This is a genomic window from Neisseria perflava (genome assembly GCF_002863305.2).
GTDB classification, from domain to species: domain Bacteria; phylum Pseudomonadota; class Gammaproteobacteria; order Burkholderiales; family Neisseriaceae; genus Neisseria; species Neisseria perflava_A.
Genome location: NZ_CP136962.1, coordinates 72,434 through 96,976, shown reverse-complemented (window position 1 = coordinate 96,976; position 24,543 = coordinate 72,434). Strand labels below are relative to the sequence as shown.

General features: G+C 50.0%; 13 protein-coding genes and 1 tRNA gene. 7 read left to right on the top strand and 7 right to left on the bottom strand.

Translation table 11 applies throughout. The features are described from left to right. Positions 1–48: 48 nt before the first annotated feature. Entirely contained in the window at positions 49–543 is a 495-nt protein-coding gene (locus CYJ98_RS00410; RefSeq protein ID WP_003748495.1) for a MarR family transcriptional regulator, read from the bottom strand. Positions 544–840: 297 nt separating this feature from the next. Here CYJ98_RS00410 and CYJ98_RS00405 point away from each other — a divergent pair, with 297 nt between their 5' ends. Continuing rightward, entirely contained in the window at positions 841–1,722 is an 882-nt protein-coding gene (locus CYJ98_RS00405) for a prephenate dehydrogenase (RefSeq protein WP_101755944.1), read from the top strand. A 108-nt stretch (positions 1,723–1,830) separates the two neighbouring features. Here CYJ98_RS00405 and hisD read toward each other — a convergent pair whose 3' ends face one another. The 4 genes from hisD to CYJ98_RS00385 form a co-directional block, all read right to left on the bottom strand. Further along, positions 1,831–3,123 (bottom strand): histidinol dehydrogenase, encoded by a 1,293-nt coding sequence (hisD, locus tag CYJ98_RS00400; protein WP_101755859.1) that lies wholly within the window; start codon positions 3,121–3,123, stop codon positions 1,831–1,833. A gap of 71 nt (positions 3,124–3,194) precedes the next feature. Further along, complete coding sequence (gene nfsA, locus CYJ98_RS00395) at positions 3,195–3,920, bottom strand: oxygen-insensitive NADPH nitroreductase (protein WP_101755858.1); 726 nt, start codon at positions 3,918–3,920, stop codon at positions 3,195–3,197. Between the two features lie 48 nt (positions 3,921–3,968). Continuing rightward, positions 3,969–4,622: an ATP phosphoribosyltransferase gene (gene hisG / locus CYJ98_RS00390; RefSeq protein WP_101755857.1), complete on the bottom strand. Its 654-nt coding sequence runs from the start codon at positions 4,620–4,622 to the stop codon at positions 3,969–3,971. 81 nt (positions 4,623–4,703) lie between these two features. After that, positions 4,704–5,366 (bottom strand): SCO family protein, encoded by a 663-nt coding sequence (locus CYJ98_RS00385; protein WP_003680035.1) that lies wholly within the window; start codon positions 5,364–5,366, stop codon positions 4,704–4,706. Between the two features lie 284 nt (positions 5,367–5,650). Here CYJ98_RS00385 and CYJ98_RS00380 point away from each other — a divergent pair. The 6 genes from CYJ98_RS00380 (at position 5,651) to porB (ending at position 11,305) form a co-directional block, all read left to right on the top strand. Next, positions 5,651–5,735, top strand: a tRNA-Leu gene (locus tag CYJ98_RS00380). 389 nt (positions 5,736–6,124) lie between these two features. Then, on the top strand, positions 6,125–7,852 hold the full coding sequence (gene ilvB, locus CYJ98_RS00375) for a biosynthetic-type acetolactate synthase large subunit (RefSeq protein ID WP_004521033.1): 1,728 nt from the start codon (positions 6,125–6,127) through the stop codon (positions 7,850–7,852). A 10-nt stretch (positions 7,853–7,862) separates the two neighbouring features. Then, positions 7,863–8,354 carry an acetolactate synthase small subunit gene (gene ilvN / locus CYJ98_RS00370; protein ID WP_003748480.1) on the top strand — a complete coding sequence of 164 codons (492 nt, stop codon included), beginning with the start codon at positions 7,863–7,865 and terminating at the stop codon, positions 8,352–8,354. Positions 8,355–8,420: 66 nt separating this feature from the next. After that, positions 8,421–8,714 (top strand): putative quinol monooxygenase, encoded by a 294-nt coding sequence (locus tag CYJ98_RS00365; RefSeq protein ID WP_101755856.1) that lies wholly within the window; start codon positions 8,421–8,423, stop codon positions 8,712–8,714. 61 nt (positions 8,715–8,775) lie between these two features. Next, complete coding sequence (gene ilvC / locus CYJ98_RS00360; protein WP_049349091.1) at positions 8,776–9,789, top strand: ketol-acid reductoisomerase; 1,014 nt, start codon at positions 8,776–8,778, stop codon at positions 9,787–9,789. Between the two features lie 388 nt (positions 9,790–10,177). Continuing rightward, positions 10,178–11,305: a trimeric porin PorB gene (porB, locus tag CYJ98_RS00355; RefSeq protein WP_101755855.1), complete on the top strand. Its 1,128-nt coding sequence runs from the start codon at positions 10,178–10,180 to the stop codon at positions 11,303–11,305. A 179-nt stretch (positions 11,306–11,484) separates the two neighbouring features. On the opposite strand, the gene pepN is transcribed toward porB, so the two are convergent. Together pepN and CYJ98_RS00345 are read right to left on the bottom strand one after the other, a co-directional pair. Beyond that, positions 11,485–14,106: an aminopeptidase N gene (pepN, locus tag CYJ98_RS00350; protein WP_101755854.1), complete on the bottom strand. Its 2,622-nt coding sequence runs from the start codon at positions 14,104–14,106 to the stop codon at positions 11,485–11,487. A gap of 155 nt (positions 14,107–14,261) precedes the next feature. Continuing rightward, complete coding sequence (locus tag CYJ98_RS00345; protein ID WP_317869991.1) at positions 14,262–24,494, bottom strand: YadA-like family protein; 10,233 nt, start codon at positions 24,492–24,494, stop codon at positions 14,262–14,264. Positions 24,495–24,543: the final 49 nt, after the last annotated feature.

Genomic DNA, 24,543 nt, shown 5'->3' with positions numbered 1-24,543 from the left:
CAGACTCCGTTTATGTGTGCCTGCCGCAGACCATCAGGCCGTCTGTTGTCAATTGCCCAAACGGTTCAACAGTTTACCCAACAGGTGTTGCAGCGTATCATAATCCTCTTTCGTGAAATCTTCCCACGCTTGGCCGCTCTGACGGGCAATTTGCGGCCATACTTCGTGGATGAAGGTCTCACCCGAAGGGGTCAATTTTAGCACAATCTGACGGCGGTCTTTTTGATTGATATAACGCTCTACCCAGCCGCGCTCAACCATATCGTCCGACAGGCGTGTGGCACTGGTGCGCGTCAAGTCCATCAGGTCGCTCAAGCGCGAAGGCAGGATTTCGCTGTTTGGGCTGACGTAAACCGCCATCAGGGAAAACCACAGGTTTTCATTGATGCCGAACGCTTTCAGGTTTTCATTCAAATGGCTGCTCAAACGTTCGGTTACAATGCGCAACATGCGGGATACTTGGTTTTGCTGCTCGGGAAATTGAGGCAGGCGGGTAGAAAGCAAATGCATTGCATTGACTAATTCGGTTTGTGAAAAACTCATAAATTCCTTCTTTCTGAGTGAATTATTTTATCCGATACCAATCAGAATAAAATATGATGTAATAATTTACTTTAAGATACCAATTACTTACTTTAAGACGTTATACTAATTCAGATGATTATTTTAGTGTATGAAAATCTGATAATCGGTTACATGATCCTACTAAACGGATTTTTCTATGCCTAAATCATGAAAAATCGACCCTAAAAAAGGCCGTCTGAAACCTTGATTTCATCTTTCAGACGGCCTCGATGACAGATTAAAATAAGCTTTTCCATTTAAAACCGGATGCAAACCATGAACACTTCCGCCTTTTTCCCCCATATCACCCTTATCGGCGTCGGTTTAATCGGCGGTTCGTTCATGCTCGACCTCAAACGCTTGGGGCTGGTGCAAAGCGTTACCGGCATCGACACCAATGCCGACAACCTCAATTACGCGCTCGACTGCGGCATCATCGACCATGCCTACCCGAATATTTGCGCCGAAAGCATCAGCCGTGCCGATTTGGTTTTGATTGCCACGCCGGTCTCCGTCCTGCCTGACGTATGCCGCGACATCAAGCCTTTCTTAAAAGAAACGGCCTGCGTTTCCGATGTCGGCAGCACCAAACAATCGGCACTCGATGCCTTCCGCACCCACTTGTCCGAGCGCCTGCCGCAATGTTTTGCCGCCCACCCGATTGCCGGTTCGGATCAAAGCGGCGCAAAATCCGCGCGTTGCGGTTTGTTTCAAAACAGCCGCCTGATTATTACGCTACACGGCCAAGAAGCTTCAGACGGCCTGAGACGGCTGAAAAGCCTGTGGCAGGCGGTTGGTTCGCAGATTTTCACCATGAGTGCCGAAGAACACGACAATATTTTTGCCGCCGTTTCCCACTTGCCGCACTTGGCCGCCTTTGCCTATGTCCACGCTTTGGTTGACCATCCGCATGGCAAAGACTACCTCCCCTATGCCGCCACCGGCTTTCGCGACTTTACCCGCATCGCTTCCAGCCATCCTGCTGTTTGGACAGACATCTGCATGGCCAACCGCCCTGCCCTGCTCAAACTGACCGGAGATTTGAAAGAACAATTATCCAAATTGGAACAACTCCTTTCAGACGGCAATAAAACCGAGCTTTACCGCTATTTTGAAGAAGCCGCACAAATGCGTAATGACTGGCTGAAAAACCGTTAAACCTGTTTTCAGACGGCCTGATACCTTCTCAGCTAAAATCTTCATCACAATAAAAAGGGCATCTGTTTAGATGCCCTTTTTTGACTTCTTACGACTTCAACGTTTCACTCAGTCTTTCAAACGGAACTCAGCCGCTCTGGCGTGTGCGGTCAAGCTTTCGCCATGCGCCAACACGCTGGCGGTTTTACCCAACTTCTGCGCGCCTTGTTCTGAAACCTGAATCAGACTGGAGCGTTTTTGGAAATCATATGTTCCCAAAGGAGAAGAGAAACGCGCCGTGCGGCTGGTCGGTAAAACGTGGTTGGGGCCTGCGCAATAGTCACCAAGGCTTTCACTGGTATAGCGTCCCATGAAAATAGCGCCGGCGTGGCGGATTTTTTTCACCCACTCTTGCGGATTCTCAACCGACAATTCCAAGTGTTCGGGAGAAATATAGTTGGCGATTTCGCAGGCTTCGTCCAAGTCTTTAGCCAAAATCATTGCACCGCGGTTGCCCAATGAAGCTTCAATAATCGCACGGCGAGGCATGGTTTCAATCAGGCGGTTCATGGCCGTCTGAACTTCGTCCAAATACGCTTGAGAAGTACCGATCAAAATCGCTTGTGCAATTTCATCGTGTTCCGCCTGACTGAACAAATCCATGGCCACCCAATCAGCAGGCGTCGTGCCATCGGCAATCACCAAAATTTCAGACGGCCCTGCCACCATATCGATACCAACCACGCCGAACACGCGTCGTTTGGCCGCAGCGACAAAAGCATTGCCCGGGCCGGTAATCTTATCGACTTGAGGCACAGATTCCGTACCATAAGCCAAAGCCGCAACCGCCTGCGCTCCGCCGACCGTAAACACTTTAGTCACACCAGCCACAAAAGCAGCCGCCAACACAATATCGTTGCGCTCGCCTTTCGGAGTGGGAACGACCATGATGATTTCTTTCACGCCGGCAACGTGGGCAGGCATGGCATTCATGATGACGGAACTCGGATAAGCGGCTTTACCGCCCGGAACATAAATACCGACACGGTCAAGCGGCGTAATCTGTTGGCCTAAAAGCGTGCCGTCTTCGTCTTCGTAAGTCCACGACTCCATTTTTTGGTGTTGATGATAGCTTTCCACCCGTCGCGCGGCCGTTTTCAAGGCCGTCTGAATGTTTTCAGGCAAACGCTCAAACGCAGACTGCAAATCGTCTTGCGTCAGAATTAAATCGTCGATGGTTTGAGCGGATGTGCCGTCAAAGCGGTTGGTGTATTCAATCAGCGCCGCATCGCCGCGTTTTTGAACATCGGCGCAGATGTCGGCAACAATACGGTCGATTTCAGGGTTTTGCGCGGTTTCAAAAGCGAGTAATGCTTTGAGTTCGGCTTGAAAATCAGGGGATTGGGTGTCGAGTTTCTTCATGGTTTGCTCTCTTCCTTGTTTCGTTCCTATTGTTTTCAGACGGCACCAGCCACACACAGGCCGTCTGAACATTATTTTTTCAAAAAACCTTTTTTCTGCAAAAACGCCAACATATGCGGCCGCACAGGATTACCCAAGGTTTTGGCCAGCGATTCCTTCCAAGGTATCGGACTGCCCTTGCGCAACTCATAATAATCCGCCACTGCCTGATTATAGGCTTCAACGGCATCGGCATTCAGGCTCGGACAGGCATTTTCGGCATACACCATTTCCTTAGGTAGGCGCGGTTTGAGCGGCGGGTCTTGATCAGGATAACCGAGACACAGCCCCACCAAAGGCACGCAATAATCCGGTAGGCTCAATACGTCCGACACTTTTTGTGCATCATTTCGCAACGCACCGATATACACCCCGCCCAGCCCAAGCGATTCGGCGGCAAGCAATACGTTTTGCGCCATAATGCCTGCATCGACCGCACCAATCAGGGTAACTTCCGCCCAATCAATTTGTGCATCGGGAAACATTGCCTTGTGTTTGGAGAAATCGATGCAAAACAATAAAAATTCCGCACAATGGACAATATAAGGTGCGCTTCCAGCCGCTTCATGTATCCCTTGCCTCAGCGCAAGATCCGATACGCGAATAATGGAAACGCATTGCAGGTTGTTGGAAGTCGAAGCCTGCTGTCCGGCGCGAACCAGCGTATCGAGGATTTCATCGGCAATCGGTTCGGAAGTAAACCTGCGGATGGAACGATGGGAAAGAATCGGATCGAGTGTCGGTTTGCTTTGCATCATAACGGGGCTTTCAAACTGGGTTGGCAAACAGGTTTTACCAAAAACTTTTCAGACGGCCTTAGCGGCATTTTCAAATGCCTGAATAATCGGATTCAACAACGCATATTTGGTTTTCAAGGCAGCTTTGTTGACCACCAAGCGGCTGGAAATATCAGCCACATGTTCCACAGCTTCCAAACCATTGGCCTTCAATGTATTGCCGCTGGAAACCAAATCGACAATCGCGTCGCTCAAACCGACCAAAGGCGCAAGCTCCATCGATCCGTACAGTTTGATGATGTCCACATGCACACCCTTGCCGGCAAAATGTTCGGCGGCGATGTCGGGATATTTGGTGGCAATCCGCAAGCGGCTGCCGGGTTTGGACGCAGCGGCGTAATCAAAACCTTTTTTAACCGCAACCATCATGCGGCATGAGGCGATGTGCAAATCCAAAGGTTGATATAGGCCATCTCCGCCATGCTCGATCAGCACATCCTTACCGGCAATACCAAAATCCGCCGCACCATATTGCACATAAGTCGGCACATCGGTTGCACGTACAATTACCAAACGGATATTGTCATGATTGGTACCAATAATCAGCTTGCGCGATTTTTCTGGCTCTTCCGCAGGCACAATACCTGCAGCAGCCAACAGCGGCAGGGTTTCCTCAAAAATCCGTCCTTTGGATAAAGCAATCGTTAAAAGTGTGTCGGTCATTTTTTCTTTTCCTTTGCCGTATCAAAAGCAAAAAGGCCGTCTGAAATCCACAACCCATTTCAGACGGCCTTAACTACGGTTTTACAATAAAGTTTTCACATCAGCCGCAATCGTTTCCGGCTCGCTGCCATAAGGCGAGAAAATCGCCACTTCGCCGTTTTTATCAATCAAATATGCACCTGAAGAGTGGTCGACCAAATAGTTTTCGCTGTCTTCTTTTTGGTTGACTTTAGCCGATACCACACGGTATTGCTGTTTGATGACAGGCAGGCTTTGATCGCCGGTAGCCGTCAGGCCGATAAAATCAGGGTTGAACTGTTTGGCGTATTTGCCGATTACTTCAGGCGTGTCGCGCTCAGGGTCGATGCTGACAAATACTACTTTCACGTCTTTAGCCTGATCGCCCAATTGTTTTAAAGTGTCGCTGTAAGTCAGCAACTCGGTTGGGCATACGTCAGGACAGTGGGTATAACCGAAAGACAGGATAACCACTTTGCCTTTCAAATCACTCAGGCTGAAAGGTTTGCCGTCGCCATCGGTCAATGTGAAATCGCCGCCAATATCTTCTTTGCGCATATCAGTACCACGCGCTTGCACTTTGGGTGCAGACTCACCGGAAGCAGCCGGTGCGGCAGAAGCGGCAGGTGTCGAAGAAGCCTCCTTGGCCTCCTCTTTAGGCTGACAAGCAGCCAGAGCAGCCAACGCAAAAGCACTGAGTAAGAAAGTTCGTGTAACGGAAAGCATAAATTTTCTCCAAAACCGTTTCAAATAAATAAGGCCAAACAACCACCCGGCCAGTATAAAAACAAAACATCTTCATATTAACGCGTTTGACACATTAAAAGTAGCCCTTTTTGAAGATAAATCCCGCTTTTTTTGTTTTAAAAATCTGCCTTCCATTTAGATAACCATCAAACGTAAAAAGTTTAATTCATTAAAAATCAAACAAATATAAAAATAATCCGATTTTTTTTCAATTACTGCTTTACAAGATTCGAGAACTCGCTATAATGACGACTTCTTCGCTAGCCCAGGTGGCGAAATTGGTAGACGCAGGGGACTCAAAATCCCCCGCCGCAAGGTGTGTCGGTTCGAGTCCGACCCTGGGCACCAAATTTAAAAAACCTCTTGATTCAGTCAAGAGGTTTTTTGCTATTCTTCATTTGCAAAAACCTTCTCCTTACTCAAACTGTCAACAATCCATCCACACCAAGATCAATAAAACTGTTTTTTTATTTCTTTAAAATCAACCTTCAATCTATTTTCTCGTTTCAAATGTTAAAAGATGAAAGATTTTATCTTGATTGAACAGTCGGTTTGCGTTATCGTTTCTACTCTTTTTCACAAACTCTGTGTTCCTTTCCAATTGTTTGGACAGTCTGACTGTCGCCGTATTCCCTCAATGCGCGTACCCTAAATCGCTGCTTGGCGGAATTGCATTACAGGTGCTGTGGTGAAGCGGATTGTTCCTATTGGTTAGAAACCGCATAAAAGAGGTCAATATGCAATTATCAGGCGCACAAATCGTCGTGCAAAGTCTCAAAGCCGAAGGTGTTGAATACGTATTCGGCTATCCCGGTGGTGCGGTTATCGAAATCTACGATGCCATTTTCCAACTCAACAAATTCAAGCACATTCTGACCCGCCATGAGCAGGCAGCCGTACATGCGGCAGATGCCTATGCCCGCGTCAGCGGCAAAGTCGGCGTGGCCTTGGTAACTTCCGGCCCGGGCGTAACCAACGCATTGACCGGCATTGCTACCGCGTATAGCGATTCCATCCCACTGGTCATTATCAGCGGCCAAGTGGGCAATTCCCTCATCGGTACAGATGCGTTCCAAGAAGTGGATACGGTCGGCATTACCCGCCCTTGTGTCAAACACAACTTCCTAGTTACCAATATTGGCGAGCTGGCTGATACGATTAAAAAAGCCTTCCAAATTGCCGCCAGCGGCCGTCCGGGCCCCGTTGTCGTCGATATTCCTAAAGATGTTACTCAAGCGATGGCCAAATTCAGCTATCCGCAAGAAGACATCTTCATCCGCTCCTACCAACCGGTTGTACAAGGTCACATCGGCCAAATTAAAAAAGCCGTACAAATGCTGGCTTCTGCCAAACGCCCCATCGTTTACTTCGGCGGCGGCGTGGTATTGGGCAATGCCTCCGAGGAAATGACCCAATTTATCCGCATGACCGGCGTACCCTGTACCGGCACATTAATGGGTTTGGGCGCTTACCCTTCCAGCGACCGCCAATTCTTGGGTATGCTGGGTATGCACGGTACTTACGAAGCCAACCTCGCCATGCAGAATGCAGACGTTGTACTGGCAATCGGTGCGCGCTTCGATGACCGCGTTGTTTCCGTACCGTCAAAATTCTTGGACAAACCCAAAAAAATCATCCATATCGACATCGACCCGTCCAGCATTGCCAAACGCGTTAAAGTGGACATTCCGATTGTCGGCGATGTCAAAAACGTATTGACCGAAATAATTCATCTGTGGGGCAAACAAGAAACTGCGCCTTCAGCAGACTCATTGGACAAATGGTGGAAAACCATCGAAGAATGGCGTTCGCACAACTGCCTGTGGTTTGAAAACGACAGCGAAATCATTAAACCGCAATACGTTGTTCAAAAACTGGCAGAAATTACCAAAAACTCAGCCATTATTACTTCCGACGTTGGCCAACACCAAATGTTTGCTGCTCAATATTATCCATTCGAGCGTCCCCGCCAATGGCTCAATTCCGGCGGTCTGGGTACGATGGGTGTAGGCCTACCTTATGCCCTCGGTGCCAAACTGGCGGCTCCGGAACAAGACGTCTTCTGTATCACAGGCGAGGGCTCTATTCAAATGAATATCCAAGAGCTGTCCACCTGCTTCCAATATAATGTCCCCATCAATGTCGTTACATTAAACAATGGCTATTTGGGTATGGTTCGCCAATGGCAGGAGCTGTATTATGGCAACCGCGAATCGGAAACCTATTTCGATTCATTGCCCGACTTTGTCAAACTGGCCGAATCCTACGGCCATATCGGCATCCGTGTGGACAAAAAATCCGATGTAGAAGGCGCTTTACTGGAAGCATTAAACCAAAAAGACCGTCTGGTATTCCTCGATTTCTTGACCGACAAGAAACAAAACGTACTGCCTATGGTCGGCAACGGCAAAGGTTTGGATGAAATGGTTCTGCCGCCGCATATGCGCGATATTGCAAAAGCGTAAGGAGAAAGAAATGCGACATATCTTATCTATTCTGATGGAAAATGAATCAGGTGCGATGAGCCGTGTGGTAGGTTTGTTCTCCGCACGCGATTACAACATCGACTCCCTGGCCGTAGCCCCAACCGAAGACAAAACCTTGTCCCGTATGACCATTGTTACCCACGGCGATGAGCACGTCATCGAGCAAATCACCAAACAACTCAACAAACTGATTGAAGTTGTCAAAGTGGTTGACTTGAACGAAAGCCGTTTTGTCGAACGCGAACTGATGTTGGTAAAAGTCCGCGCCGTCGGCAAAGACCGCGACGAATTCCTGCGATTGACCGAAATCTACCGCGGCAGCGTTATTGATGTAACAGACCGCAGCTATACCATCGAAATCACAGGCTCTACCGAAAAACTCGACTCTTTCCTCGAGACAGTCGGTCGTGCTCAAATTTTGGAAACCGTCCGCACAGGCGCAGCCGGCATCGGCCGCGGTGAGCGTATTTTGAAAATTTAACGCTGTATCGTTCAGACGGCCTTTTACTTTCAACAAAGGCCGTCTGAAAAACAGTAGGAGACAAACATGTCAAGCATCCAAATCGTTGCATTAGTTACCGTCAAACCCGAATACACCGAGGATCTGGCTGCGCAGTTTAAAGAATTGGTCAAAGCCAGCCGTGCAGAAGAAGGCAACATCAGCTACGACCTGCACCAAGAAATTGGCAAACCCAACCATTTCGTATTCGTAGAAAGCTGGAAATCCCAAGCAGCTATTGACGAACACAATGCCAGCGAACATTTCCAAAACTTCGTCAAATCCATCGAAGGAAAAACCGAAGCATTGGAAATTGTCTTGATGAACCAAGTCCCCGCTTAACCCCTTATTACTTTTAACTCAACCCGGATTGTCCGGAACCCTCTTACACTAAGGAAATAAAATGCAAGTTTATTACGATAAAGACGCTGACCTTTCTCTGATCAAAGGCAAAACTGTTGCCATCATCGGTTACGGTTCACAAGGTCACGCACACGCAGCAAACCTGAAAGATTCCGGCGTAAATGTCGTCATCGGTCTGCGCCAAGGCGGATCTTGGAAAAAAGCCGAAGCAGCCGGCCACGACGTGCGCACCGTTGCCGAAGCAACCAAAGCAGCCGACGTTGTAATGATTCTGTTGCCTGACGAAAACCAACCTGTCGTATACAAAAACGAAATCGAGCCTAACTTGAAAGAAGGCGCAGTTTTGGCGTTTGCTCACGGCTTCAACGTACACTACAACCAAATCGTACCCCGCGCCGACCTCGACGTTATCATGGTTGCCCCTAAAGGCCCAGGCCACACCGTACGCAGCGAATTCCTGAAAGGCGGCGGCGTACCTTCCCTAATCGCCGTTTACCAAGATAAAAGCGGCAAAGCACGCGACATCGCCCTGTCTTACGCCGCAGCCAACGGCGGTACCAAAGGCGGCGTGATTGAAACCAACTTCCGTGAAGAAACCGAAACCGACCTCTTCGGCGAACAAGCCGTATTGTGCGGCGGCGTGGTTGAATTGATCAAAACCGGCTTCGAAACCCTGACTGAAGCAGGCTACGCCCCAGAAATGGCCTACTTCGAATGCCTGCACGAAATGAAGCTCATTGTTGACCTGATTTACGAAGGCGGCATCGCCAACATGAACTACTCCATTTCCAACAATGCAGAGTACGGCGAATACGTAACCGGCGTCGAAGTCATCAACGACAAATCCCGCGAAGCCATGCGCAATGCCCTCAAACGCATCCAAACCGGCGAATACGCTAAAATGTTCATCCAAGAAGGTGCCGTCAACTATGCCAGCATGACAGCCCGTCGCCGTCTGACCGCTGATCATCAAATTGAAAAAGTCGGCGCTCAACTGCGTTCCATGATGCCTTGGATTGCCAAAAACAAACTGGTTGACCAAGACAAAAACTAATCTGTCTTTCCAGCAAATCAAACCTGCCCGAGCAATCAGGCAGGTTTTTTATATATTTGCAGGCCCAATACACTATAAGTCTCACTCAACAAGGCCGTCTGAAAACAATATAAACAACATTTAAACTCAAACCTCAATAAGCCGTCTTTTATGATTCTCCTAAAATTTCCTTTTAGAAAAACATATTACGAAATAAACGACTATTTCCCATACCTACTCTGTCTGCAAAAAACAACGTTTCCCAACAAAATACGCCTAAAACAAGAGGAAAATTTGTTTTCTTAAGCCATAACCTTTATATTATGGTCATGGAATCGTTGAAACAGAACGATATCGTAATAAGAAGAACGAATGCTCGCTTCTTCACACTTAAAAAAGGAAAACAGCAATGAAAAAATCTCTGATTGCCCTGACTCTGGCGGCTCTGCCTGTTGCAGCTATGGCTGACGTAACTCTGTACGGTCAAATTAAAGCTGGCGTTGAAATATCCAAAGTAAAATTGGGTGAACAAACTGCTGCTAAACTGGGTCACGAGAAAAGCTCTAAAACTGCTACTGAAATCGCTGACTTCGGTTCACGCATCGGCTTCAAAGGCCACGAACACTTGGGTAACAACCTGAATGCTATTTGGCAAGTTGAACAGTCTACTTCTATCGCCGGTGGCGACAAAGAGTGGGCCTCTCGCGAATCTTTCATCGGTTTGGAAGGTGGCTTCGGTAAAGTTCGTGCTGGTAAACTGGACTCTACTGTTAAAGACTCTAGCGACAATGTTGACCAATGGGAAAGCAGCAACGGCGCTTTGAATATGTCTGTATTTACCCGTGTTGACGAACGTGCAGTTTCTGTACGCTACGACAGCCCTGTATTCTCAGGCTTCAGCGCAAGCGTACAATACACTCCACGCGACAACGCTAACCCTTCTGACAAATACACTCACAACGACGCTACCCGTGACACTTACTACGCTGGCCTGAACTACGAAAACTCTGGCTTCTTCGGTCAATACGCCGGTGGTTTCCGTAAAAACGCCGTTTCTGAAAAAGACGGTCACGTACACCGCTTGGTAGGTGGTTACGATGCTAACAACCTGTTCGTATCTGTAGCCGGTCAATACGCTAAAAACTGGGAAACTTTGGGTGACTACGCTGAAGCCCAATCTAACGGTGTTGTAACTTCTGCTATGCGTGCTGCCGGTACTAACGCTTCTAACGTAGTATTCGGTACTGCTGCTGGCTTGGACAGCCGTCCTGCTGAAACCATCGAAGTTGCCGCTACTGCCGCTTACCGCGCCGGTAACGTAACTCCTCGCGTTTCTTACGCTCACGGCTTCAAAGCTAAAGTTGACGGCGAAAAACTGAAAGGCACTCAATACGACCAAGTTATCGTTGGTGCTGACTACGACTTCTCTAAACGCACCACTGCTCTGGTTTCTGCCGGCTGGTTGCGTGGTGCTGAGTCTGGCCCTCACAAAGTTGAAACCATCTCTGGTTTGGTTGGCCTGCGTCACAAATTCTAATCTTCGGATTAGTATGAAAAAGAGCCTGTTTTATGCAGGCTCTTTTTTTATTCCCATTACCTACCCTCAACGAAAATTAATTTAAGTGTTGATATATAAAAAGGCCGTCTGAAACCAATTGGTTTCAGACGGCCTTTAGTCTATCTATCCCAATTTACAATAAGTTCAACAGACAAACTTTATTTTTCATTCAAAATCTTACCGACAATCTCGCCTACATCTTTGGACAAACCTTCTTGTGCATTGATGCGTTGCAATTCTTTGGTCATGACGGCTTTTCGGTTGGCTTCCAATTTGTTGCATATGTTGAAAGCCTGCACCAGTCGGGCGGCAACTTGCGGGTTAAAGCGGTCGATTTCCATCACTTTATCGGCTATAAAGCGGTAGCCGCTGCCGTCTTCTGCATGGAAATGCGGAATATTGCGGCTGAAGCTGATCAACAAAGAACGGGCTTTATTCGGGTTTTCGATGCTGAACTTAGGATGTTTCAAGGCCGTCTGAACTTGCTGTAAAGTATCTTTGCGGCGACTTGAAGCAATCAGGGCAAAGTATTTATCCATTACCAAGGCATCATCGGCGAATTTATCGGCAAATTGCGTCAACAAACGATCGCGGATTTCGCTTTCATTGCTGTTGATTGCAGATAAGATACCCCACTCGTGGGTCATGTTTTGCGCCATTGCTTCGTAATTCTCCGCAACGTGTTCGATATGCGCAGCTTCAGCACGAAGGATAAATGCTCTGCAAGCATTGCGCAAAGTACGCCAGCCAGCCAATTCCGGGCTGTATTCATAACGAACAGCGGCATCAGCCTGATTTTCTTGCTCGGCAGCCTGACGATTCAACTCACGCCATTGAGGCAGGAACTTGACGGCAACGGCATTGAGCAAGGCTTCGCGCGCTTGATGAACTTGAATCGGGTCAATATTTTCTTCTTCCGCCCATACATCGGTTTCAGACGGCATTTGCAGCAAAATGGCACGGAATGCCGGGTCGAAATTACCGGAAACCACCAAAGCCAAAGCATCCATCAATGCTTTGTGTTCCGGTAAAGGATGGCCTTCCGCCAATGCCTGACGGTTGGCATTAATGGCGCGATGGTACAAGGTTTGAGCAGCTTCCCAGCGTGCAAACTCATTTTCATCTGCCGCCAGCAAAGTCGCCAATTCTTGCTCGCTGTACGGATAGTTCAGGGTAACCGGCGCAGAGAAATCTCGCAGCAGAGACGGGATAACCGGCTCATTGACGCCGCCCAACACAAAAGTCTGCTCCGCTTCAGTCAATACCAAAACCGCCTCTTTCACCCGTTTGCCTTGATATTCAAACTCAACCGCTTCGCCTTTTTCATTTAGCAAACCGGTTTTGACCGGAATCATCATCGGCTGTTTGTCTGCCATATCGGGCGTAGCCGGAATGGTTTGTTTGATGGTCAATTCAAACGCACCATCTTTCAGACGGCCTTGAGCATCTAAAACCGGCGTACCGGCTTGGCTGTACCACAAAGCAAACTGATCAAGATTGATGCCGTTTGCGTCTGCCATTGCGGCACGGAAATCATCACAGGTTACCGCCTGACCGTCGTGGCGTTGGAAATACAGCTTCATGCCTTTTTGGAAGCCCTCTTCTCCGAGCAAGGTGTGATACATGCGCACGACTTCCGCACCTTTTTCATAGACAGTCATGGTGTAGAAGTTGTTCATCTCCTCATAGCTGGCCGGGCGGACAGGATGCGCAGTCGGGCCCGCATCTTCAGGGAATTGGAACAGGCGCAGCATGCGGACATTGTCGATACGGCGTACCACGCGGCTGGCTCGGTCGCCGGAAAACTCTTGATCACGGAATACGGTCAAACCTTCTTTCAGCGACAATTGAAACCAATCACGGCAGGTCACGCGGTTGCCCGTCCAGTTGTGGAAATATTCATGGCCGACAACAGATTCAATGCCTTCAAAGTCGGTATCGGTCGCGGTACGGCTGTTGGCCAGCACGAACTTGGTGTTGAAAATATTCAAACCTTTGTTTTCCATCGCGCCCATATTGAAATCGCCCACGGCAACGACCATGAAAATATCCAAGTCGTATTCCAAGCCGAAGCGCGTTTCGTCCCATTTCATCGCATTTTTCAACGATTCTACTGCAAAACCGACTTTAGGTTTGTCTGTCTCAGTAGTGTAGAACTCGATTTTGACCTTACGGCCGCTCATGGTCGTAAAATAATCTTCCGTTACCGCCAAATCGCCTGCCACCAAAGCAAAGAGATAGCTCGGCTTGGCAAACGGGTCTTCCCATTTCACCCAATGACGGCCGTCTGAAAACTCGCCGCCATCGATTTTATTGCCGTTAGACAGCAACACCGGATAGCGTTTTTTATCCGCAACAATGGTGGTGGTAAATTTAGACATGACATCCGGACGGTCGATGTAGAACGTAATTTTGCGGAAACCTTCCGGTTCGCATTGGGTGAACAGGTTGCCGCCGGAAGCATACAGACCCATCAAAGATTTGTTCTCAGCAGGCAGAATTTCGGTTTCCACTTCCAGCGTGAAGTTTTCAGACGGCACGCCGGCAATCGTCAGTTTTTCGTCTTCCAGCACATAATCTACGGCCCGGCCGTTTACTTTCACAGACAGCAGTTTTGCCGAACCATCCAATACCAATGGCTCCCCTACTCTTTCAGGTTGAACGGTCAGACTGGATTTGACGATGGTTTGCGGTTCTAAAATATCGAAATGCAGGTCGGTTTTCAGAATACGGTACGCTGGCGCGGCGTAGTCTTTCAAATAATGGACGGTTTTGCTCATTTGTTCTCTTTCGGGGTTATTCGGTAAACAGATGAAGCATATCGTTTCAGATAGCCTAAATTCAAGTGTTTTCAGAAAAAAAGGCCGTCTGAAACCTAAAATTTCAGACGGCCTCCCTATTCAGGCAGCAAATCTAGTTGCCTGTCATTGCCAACTTACCACTGATACAGCGCACCGGCACCGACACCGACATGACCGTCGGTATTGGCCGAGAAGTTGCCTTTGACAATCCAGTTGCCGCCGTCGCTCATCGCAGACACGCCAATGGCCATGGCAGACTGGCCGCCATAGTAGCCGCTGCCGACACCGATACCGGTCGCACCCGGACGGGTTACTTGCGGAATCGAGCCTTGGGCAATCGCACCGGCCACACCCGCGTAGGCTTTCTTACCTACTTGGTTGATGTTGTTCTGCAACTCGGTACCCAAACCAATCAACTGGTTCACGTTTGCCGCGTCTGTACCGTCTTTACCCGGAGCCACATTGGTAATGCGTTGGCCGCCGTTGTTCAGACCGACAGGAGACAATTTGACTTGGTTATTCGGATTGTTTTCAGTCGGTGCAGCGATGGTTACGCCGTCGTTGTTGACCACGGTATTGCCTGCGGTCAGACCGTCTTTGTTCAACGCAACTTTATCGCCGACTTTCACGCCGTCTTTATTCATCACAGTATCGCCTGCTTTGAAAGTATCGGCATTCACGGTCTTCACGCTGATCTCGTCAGCCAACTTCAGCTGAGCGCCACCGGCAACGGTTTCGCTGATGATGTTGCTGTCGCCTTTGACGTTGATGGTAGAACCCAACGCGTAGTTGTTGCTGCCGGTCGTACCGCCGAAGTTAATGCCTTTGGCGATAGTCGCAGCATTGTTGGCTACGTTTTGGTTGGTTACGTACAACTGGCTGCCGTTGACGGCATCTTTGCTGTTTGCATTGAGATCGCCATCCGCTACGTTGGTTACTTTGTTGCCCGCATTATCCAAGCCGTCTTTCGTCAGGTTTACCTTGCCTGCTTTCAAGCCGTCTTTGTTTAATGCAACATCGTCACCCACTTTGACACCGTCAGTATTCACTGTGGTATCGCCGGCTTTCACGCTGTCAACATCCAAGTCCTTATCGGTTGCCACCTCGTAAACAGTTTGACCCTTGTCGCCTGTTTTCTGAGTCACAACGATGTTCTTACCTTGAACGACTTCAGTCTTAGACGCAGCGGCAGCTTGTTTCAGTTGGGAAACATTGACTGCATCGGTGTCATCCGTACCGGCTGCAACGTTGGTAATCTTATTGCCGCCGTTGTTCAAGCCAGCTTTGGTCAGGTTCACATCGCCTGCTTTCAAGCCGTCTTTGTTCAATGCAACATCATCGCCAACTTTCACACCGTCATTATTCATCACGGTATCGCCTGCGGTAACGCTGTCGACTTTCAGATTTTTATCGGTCGCCACTTTGTAAATGGTTTGACCATTGGCGCCGACATCCTGAGTCACAACGATATTATCGCCTTGAACGACTTCAGTCTTAGCCGCAGCTGCAGCTTTGTTCAACTGAGCAACATTCACCGCATCAGTGTCATCAGTACCAGCCGCAACATTGGTAATCTTGTTGCCGCCGTTGTTCAAGCCGGCTTTAGTCAGGTTGACATCACCAACTTTCACGCCGTCAGTATTGACTGTGGTATCGCCGGCTTTCACGCTGTCAACTGCCAAGTCTTTAGCCAATTTGACTTCCAACTTATCAGAGCCATTCGCTACAACGCCGATATTGCCGTCTGAAAGTTTGGCTGCATCGGTTTGACCGCCAACAATATTCAGCTTCGTACCCGGTTTGCGTTCAACATCTTTGCCGCTGTCGCCGCCGAAAGTCAAAGGCAGATTGGCAGTTGCATTGACGGCTTTGATTGCATCGTGGATATTGTTCTCACCCGTACCGCCAATATCGGTCATGCTGATGTTGCCGCCATTATTGGCCGCATTGCCACCCAATACATTTACCAACTGATCTTGGGCTGCATTCAGCTGCTCTTCAGTCGCCGCACGTTTGCCTTTGGCAAAGTCGCTGCCGCCCAAAGTCGTATTGCTCAAGCCGCTGACTTCGCCTTTATCACCATCGATTTTCACCGGAGCCGCTTGACCGACATTCAACACATCGGCCAGTTTCAGCTGTGCACCACCGGCTACGGTTTCGCTGATGATGTTGCTGTCGCCTTTGACATTGATGGTGTCGCCCAATGCGTAGTTGTTGCTGCCGGTGGTACCGCCGAAGTTGATGCCTTTGGCGATATTGGCGGCGTTGTTGGCTACGTTTTGGTTGGTCGCAAACAGTTGGCTGCCGTTGACGGCGTCTTTGCTGTTGGCATTGAGGTCGCCATCCGCTACGTTGGTCACTTTGTTGCCGGCGTTGTTCAAACCGTCTTTGGTCAGTTTGACATCGCCTGCTTTAACGCCGTCTTGGGTCAATGCGACATCGTCGCCTACTTTCACACCGTCGTTGTTAACGGTGGTGTCGCCGGCTTTGACGCTGTCTACCACCAGGTCTTTGTTCAGCTTGACGGTTACTTTATCGTCTTGGGCTTCGGTGGTGATGTTGTCGTCGCCGGCAACGGTCACGGTGGAGCCGAGTTTTTCGACATTGGTGCTGCCGCTGTCGCCGTTGAAGGTCAGGCCTTTGGTGTCAACGGTGGTTTTGGCATCTACACCTTTTTGGATGTCGTCTTTGGTGTCTTGCGCCAAGTCGATGCTGTAGTCGGTCACGTTGTCGGCATTCTCGGCGGCGGCGGTAACGGTCACTTTGTCGGAACCTGCGCTCGCAGTCGTGCCTTTGGCGTTGACGGTGTAGATGTCTTGGCCGTTGGCGCCGGTCGTTTTAACCACGTCTTTGATGTTGGTACCGGCTGCAACCTCGGTACGGGCGGCGGCGCTTTGCTGTTTCAGCTGGCTGTAGTTGACGGCGTCGGTGTCATCGGTACCCGGGGCAACGTTGGTGATCTTGTTGCCGGCGGCATCGATGCCTGACTTGGTCACACTTGGGCCACCGGTAATGGTGAGGCCGTCTGTATTCAGTTTGCTGTCGCCTGCGGTAACGCTGTCAACGGTGATGTCTTTGGCCAGTTTGAAGTCAATCTGGTTGTCAGACACGGTGGTCACGATGTTTTTGTCGCTGCTGCGGTAGGCAACGGTTTCGCCCAGTTGGACGTTGTCGTCGTTACCGTTGTCGGCGGCAATGTTCAGACCTTTGGCCACGTTAGCGTTGGTTTCTTTCAGCTGACCGTAGTTAACGGCGTCGGTATCTTCGGTACCGGCGGCTACGTTGGTCACTTTGTTGCCGGCGTTGTTCAAACCGTCTTTGGTCAGTTTGACATCGCCTGCTTTAACGCCATCTTGGGTCAATGCGACATCGTCGCCTACTTTCACACCGTCGTTGTTAACGGTGGTGTCGCCGGCTTTGACGCTGTCTACAACCAGGTCTTTGTTCAGCTTGACGGTTACTTTATCGTCTTGGGCTTCGGTGGTGATGTTGTCGTCGCCGGCAACGGTCACGGTGGAGCCGAGTTTTTCGACATTGGTGCTGCCGCTGTCGCCGTTGAAGGTCAGGCCTTTGGTGTCAACGGTGGTTTTGGCATCCACGCCTTTTTGGATGTCGTCTTTGGTGTCTTGCGCCAAGTCGATGCTGTAGTCGGTCACGTTATTCGCGTCTTCTGCTGAAGCAGTGACGGTCACTTTGTTCGAACCTGCGCTCGCAGTCGTGCCTTTGGCGTTGACGGTGTAGATGTCTTGGCCGTTGGCGCCGGTCGTTTTAACCACGTCTTTGATGTTGGTACCGGCGGCAACTTCGGTACGGGCGGCGGCGCTTTGCTGTTTCAGCTGGCTGTAGTTGACGGCGTCGGTGTCATCGGTACCGGCGGCAACATTGGTAATCTTGTTGCCGGCGGCATCGATGCCTGACTTGGTCACACTCGGGCCACCGGTGATGGTGAGGCCGTCTGTATTCAGTTTGCTGTCGCCTGCGGTGACGCTGTCAACAGTGATGTCTTTGGCCAGTTTCAACTGTGCACCACCGGCTACGGTTTCGCTGATGATGTTGCTGTCGCCTTTAACGTTGATGGTGTCGCCCAATGCGTAGTTGTTGCTGCCGGTCGTACCGCCGAAGTTGATGCCTTTGGCGATAGTCGCAGCATTGTTGGCTACGTTTTGGTTGGTCGCAAACAGTTGGCTGCCGTTGACGGCGTCTTTGCTGTTGGCATTGAGGTCGCCGTCGTCCACGTTGGTCACTTTGTTGCCTGCGGCATCGATACCGGACTTGGTCAGGCTAGGACCGCCTGCGACTTTCACACCGTCGTTGTTCACGGTGGTGTCGCCAGCTTTGACGCTGTCTACAACCAGGTCTTTGTTCAGCTTAACCGTCACTTTATCGTCTTGGGCTTCGGTGGTGATGTTGTCGTCGCCGGCAACGGTCACGGTAGAACCGAGTTTTTCGATATTGGTGCTGCCGCTGTCGCCGTTGAAGGTCAGGCCTTTGGTGTCAACGGTGTTTTTGGCATCCACACCTTTTTGGATGTCGTCTTTGGTGCTATCAGCCAAGTCGATGCTGTAGTCGGTCACGTTGTCGGCCTTTTCAGCGGCAGTGACGGTCAATTTGCTCGAACCGGCGCTCGCAGTCGTGCCTTTAGCGTTGACGGTGTAGATGTCTTGGCCGTTGGCACCGGTCGTTTTAACCACGTCTTTGATGTTGGTACCGGCGGCAACCTCGGTACGCGCTGCGGCACTTTGCTGTTTCAGCTGGCTGTAGTTGACGGCGTCGGTGTCATCGGTACCGGCGGCAACGTTGGTGATCTTGTTGCCGGCGGCATGGATGCCTGACTTGGTCACACTCGGGCCACCGGTGATGGTGAGGCCGTCTGTATTCAGTTTGCTGTCGCCTGCGGTGACGCTGTCAACAGTGATGTCTTTGGCCAGTTTCAACTGTGCACCACCGGCTACGGTTTCGCTGATGATGTTGCTGTCGCCTTTAACATTGATGGTGTCGCCCAATGCGTAGTTGTTGCTGCCGGTGGTACCGCCGAAGTTGATGCCTTTGGCGATGTTGGCGGCATTGTTGGCGACGTTTTGGTTGGTCGCAAACAGTTGGCTGCCGTTGACGGCGTCTTTGCTGTTGGCATTGAGGTCACCGTCGGCTACGTTGGTCACTTTGTTGCCTGCGGCATCGATACCGGACTTGGTCAGGCTAGGACCGCCTGCGACTTTCACACCGTCGTTGTTAACGGTGGTGTCGCCGGCTTTGACGCTGTCTACCACCAGGTCTTTGTTCAGCTTGACGGTCACTTTATCGTCTTGGGCTTCGGTGGTGATGTTGTCGTCGCCGGCAACGGTCACGGTAGAACCGAGTTTTTCGATATTGGTGCTGCCGCTGTCGCCGTTGAAGGTCAGGCCTTTGGTGTCAACGGTGGTTTTGGCATCCACACCTTTTTGGATGTCGGCTTTGGTGCTATCAGCCAAGTCGATGCTGTAGTCGGTCACGTTGTTCGCGTCTGCTGCTGAAGCAGTGACGGTCACTTTGTCGGAACCTGCGCTCGCAGTCGTGCCTTTGGCGTTGACGGTGTAAACGTCTTGGCCGTTGGCGCCTGTCGTTTTCACCACGTCTTTGATGTTGGTGCCGGCGGCAACTTCGGTACGGGCGGCGGCGCTTTGCTGTTTCAGCTGGCTGTAGTTGACGGCGTCGGCGTCATCGGTACCGGCGGCTACGTTGGTGATCTTGTTGCCGGCGGCATTGATGCCTGACTTGGTCACACTCGGGCCACCGGTAATGGTGAGGCCGTCTGAATTCAGTTTGCTGTCGCCTGCGGTGACGCTGTCAACGGTGATGTCTTTGGCCAGTTTGAAGTCAATCTGGTTGTCGGACACGGTGGTGACGATGTTGCGGTCGCTGCTGCGGTAGGCAACGGTTTCGCCCAGTTGGACGTTGTCGTCGTTACCGTTGTCGGCAGCAATGTTCAGACCTTTGGCGATATTGGCGGCGTTGTTGGCGACGTTTTGGTTGGTCGCAAACAGTTGGCTGCCGTTGACGGCGTCTTTGCTGTTGGCATTGAGGTCACCGTCGGCTACGTTGGTCACTTTGTTGCCTGCGGCATCGATACCGGACTTGGTCAGGCTAGGACCGCCTGCGACTTTCACACCGTCGTTGTTAACGGTGGTGTCGCCGGCTTTGACGCTGTCTACCACCAGGTCTTTGTTCAGCTTGACGGTCACTTTATCGTCTTGGGCTTCGGTGGTGATGTTGTCGTCGCCGGCAACGGTCACGGTAGAACCGAGTTTTTCGATATTGGTGCTGCCGCTGTCGCCGTTGAAAGTCAGGCCTTTGGTGTCAACGGTGTTTTTGGCATCCACACCTTTTTGGATGTCGTTTTTGGTGTCTTGCGCCAAGTCGATGCTGTAGTCAGTCACGTTAGAGGCATTGTCAGTGGCGGCGGTAACGGTCAACTTGTCGGAACCTGCGCTCGCAGTCGTGCCTTTGGCGTTGACGGTGTAGATGTCTTGGCCGTTGGCACCGGTCGTTTTCACCACGTCTTTGATGTTGGTGCCGGCGGCAACTTCGGTACGGGCTGCGGCACTTTGCTGTTTCAGCTGGCTGTAGTTGACGGCGTCGGCGTCATCGGTACCGGCGGCTACGTTGGTGATCTTGTTGCCGGCGGCATTGATGCCTGACTTGGTCACACTCGGGCCACCGGTAATGGTGAGGCCGTCTGAATTCAGTTTGCTGTCGCCTGCGGTGACGCTGTCAACGGTGATGTCTTTGGCCAGTTTGAAGTCAATCTGGTTGTCGGACACGGTGGTGACGATGTTGCGGTCGCTGCTGCGGTAGGCAACGGTTTCGCCCAGTTGGACGTTGTCGTCGCTGCCGTTGTCGGCGGCAATGTTCAGACCTTTGGCCACATTGGCGTTGGTCTCTTTCAACTGACCGTAGTTAACCGCGTCGGTGTCGTCGGTACCGGCGGCTACGTTGGTAATCTTGTTACCGGCGTTGTTCAAACCGTCTTTGGTCAGTTTGACATCGCCCGCTTTAACGCCGTCCTGGGTCAATGCGACATCGTCGCCTACTTTCACCCCGTCGTTGTTCACGGTGGTGTCGCCGGCTTTGACGCTGTTCACTACCAGGTTTTTGTTCAGCTTAACGGTCACTTTATCGTCTTGGGCTTCGGTGGTGATGTTGTCGTCGCCGGCAACGGTCACGGTGGAGCCGAGTTTTTCGATATTGGTGCTGCCGTTATCGCCGTTGAAGGTCAGGCCTTTGTTGTCAACGGTGGTTTTGGCGTCTACGCCTTTTTGGATGTTATCTTTAGTGCTTTGAGCGAGATCGATACTGTAATTAGTTGTGACTGCGCCATCGGATGCAGTTGTAGTATTAGAGGTCAAATTCAAAGCATTGGAAACTTGTACCGTTGCTTTATCTGCGCTGACGGTATAAGTGGTTTCTTTGCCTGAAGTTGTTTTATTAACGTGCGCGTTATTGCCTGCCTCCACCTTGGTTGTGGTTTTGGCATTATTGATGGCATTGGCTACATCACCAGTAGTCGCCACACCGGCAGTCGGTGCGGAAACTGTGCCATTATTATTGACAGACAATGTGCCTTGAGTGACGTTGATTTGGACTTTTGATGCATTCTCGCCATCGGTGACCGCAACGGTCGTCAAGTTGCCATTAGCGTAGTTGACTGTACCGTTGTTGTTGATACGGGATTTGTCTGTACCGTTTTGTTGGATATTGTGTCCAACATTGTTCATCACTGTGTACAGTTGGCTACCATTAACTGCATCGGTTGAAGTGGCGGAAATACGGCCTGCAGCAACATTCTGGATTTGGCGCTCATTACCTGTGCTGCCTACAGAAACTGCGCCTGTTTTGGCAGATGAAGAAGCAGCATAGCTGACATTGGTCACAGCGCCACTATCGTTTTTGAATGAGGCATTTTTAGCTGTTGCGTCAAAATTATTGGCCGCACCGACAGCACCATTGCCCAAAGCAACAGAGCTACCAACCGTAGTTGTCGCACCATTACCCAACGCAACTGAATCGCTTCCCGTTGCTTTTGCATTATTACCACCGGCAAAACTACTATGTCCGGTTGCTTGGGCTGAGGAACCAATAGCAGTGGAATAAAGGCCTGAACTGTTTGCCTGCTTACCAATGGCGATAGAATAAGCTTGCGTTGTCTGCGCCTGATGACCGATTGCAACAGAATCATCACCGACTGCATTTGACAAATAGCCCATTGCCGTACCGTTATTTTGTGCCGTTGCCCTTGCACCGACAACAGTTGCATTTTCGTAGTTGGCTCTACTGTGAGCACCGACGACTATAGAGTAATTGCGATCATTTTCTGTGTTCAAACCTATGGCAATAGAGCCTGTACCGCGGGAATTGGCATTAGAGCCTAAAGCCACGGCTCCCACAGTTCCTGAAGTTACAGTTGCATTTGGGCCAACGGAAACAGAAGACGAACCAAGTACGTTGGCATTATAGCCCAAGGAAACACTACCCGTCGCACCAGTACTTGTTGCCGCATTCGGTCCGATGGCAATCGAATTGGTTGCTTTTGCGCCATCATTGTTCCAGTTTTTCGTACCGTCAGTTTTGCCTTCTTCTGACTTAACAGAGAAATAGCGGACACGCTCAATTGCACTCAAAACACCATAAAGTTGAGAGCCGTTGATGGCATCAGTAGAAGTAGCAGAAATATCGCCGGGGGATACATTGATGATTTGGCGTTCATAGCCTTTGGAACCGACAGACACAACATCACCGGCATCGGTAGTTTGACCGCCTGCCCAAGTGTAGGTTACACCCATAATTTCGCGTTGAACGTATGCCTGACCTTCTTTATCGGTTTTAGAAGCCGTACCCAAAGCCACAGAGTTCAGCAAAGTAGCCTTCGCACCTGTACCCAAAGCTACACCACCAAAGGCAGTGGCCTGAGATTTGGTACCGATAGCCAGAGACAAATCGGCAGATGAATTAGACTGCACACCTAATGCAACAGAACCTTGACCGGCAATAGTATTACCATAAGAACCGTGATTCATCGTATCACCAGTCATCTCTTTATAAATATCACGCAGACTTTTACCGTTCAGCGTATATTCACCGGTCTTTGCACCTTTTTCATTATATTTGATGAATTTATCCGTTGCATTGCCAGAATATCGAGTACCACCTACCGAATCTAAATCATCACCACCAATAGCAACAGATGAATTACCATTAGCCAAGACATTGCCGCCAACCGCAATAGATTGGTCTCCCTTTGCCCACGCACCCTCAGGTCTGCCCTGTGGATCAACACGGTTACCTGAACCAATAGCAATAGACTGAGTTATCTTAGAACTACTTGAATCGCCTACTCGAGCCGTATTACCAATAGCAATATTATTGTGAGTTACATTCACATTCATAATATTTTGCGAAAGAACCCCAGATGCACGTCCAATAGCAATCGTACCAAGTCCTGTTGCATTCGCGTCTGCACCAAGTGCAATAGCACTTGATGCTGCATTACCTGAAGCTGGAGAATTTGCCACTGCACTTTTACCGATGGCAATGGTATTTCCAGTTTGAGCTTGGGCTGAATTACCTATGGCAATAGACTCACTTTGATAACCCACTGCATTGGTACCGATTGCAATGGCATTTTGCGCATTGGCTGCAGCCTGACTGCCGCTGCCAATTGCAATGCCGTCTTGACCTCTTGATGTGCTGGATTGGCCCAAAGCCATTGAGCCTATACCAAATGCTTGCGCCGAATTACCCAATGCTGTTGTGTTCGTATTATTGGCAAGAGCATTCTTACCTACCGCTGTCGCTTGCGTACCATTTGCTTTGGAATCTGCACCCAATGCTGTTGAATCTGCAGAAACAGCATTGGCACTTTTACCTATCGCTGTTGCATATGAACTACTTGCACTTGTATCTGCACCCATTGCAACAGCATGAGTTTGAGTAGCTTTAGCATTGGTACCCACGGCCAGGCTGTTATTATGTGTTGCATTTGCACTCGTACCTACCGCAACTGCACCATTAGCCGTAGCATTGGCTGATGCTCCTATTGACAGCGCACCAATACCGGTCGCTGTTGCACCGCTGACCGCAGTAGCACTGGTCGGAGGATCAACCGCAATTTGTCCTCGTCCCGCAGTTGCCGCATACGAATTACCTGCACCCAAAAGAGCTGCCGAAATTACTGTCAATCTGAAAACTGTCGCGATACCATTTTTACCGGATTCAGCAGATACATCTGTACTGTTTTGTTCTGCAGACGATTTCACTCGGCCTTTGGCCAATTCGGACGTTACAACGAAAGATTGAATCGTACGGTTCCAAACGACTTTAAATATCTTATTCATTAGTGTGTCTTTCTCTTTTTATGATGGGTAAAAGCGTAGGCGTGAGCAT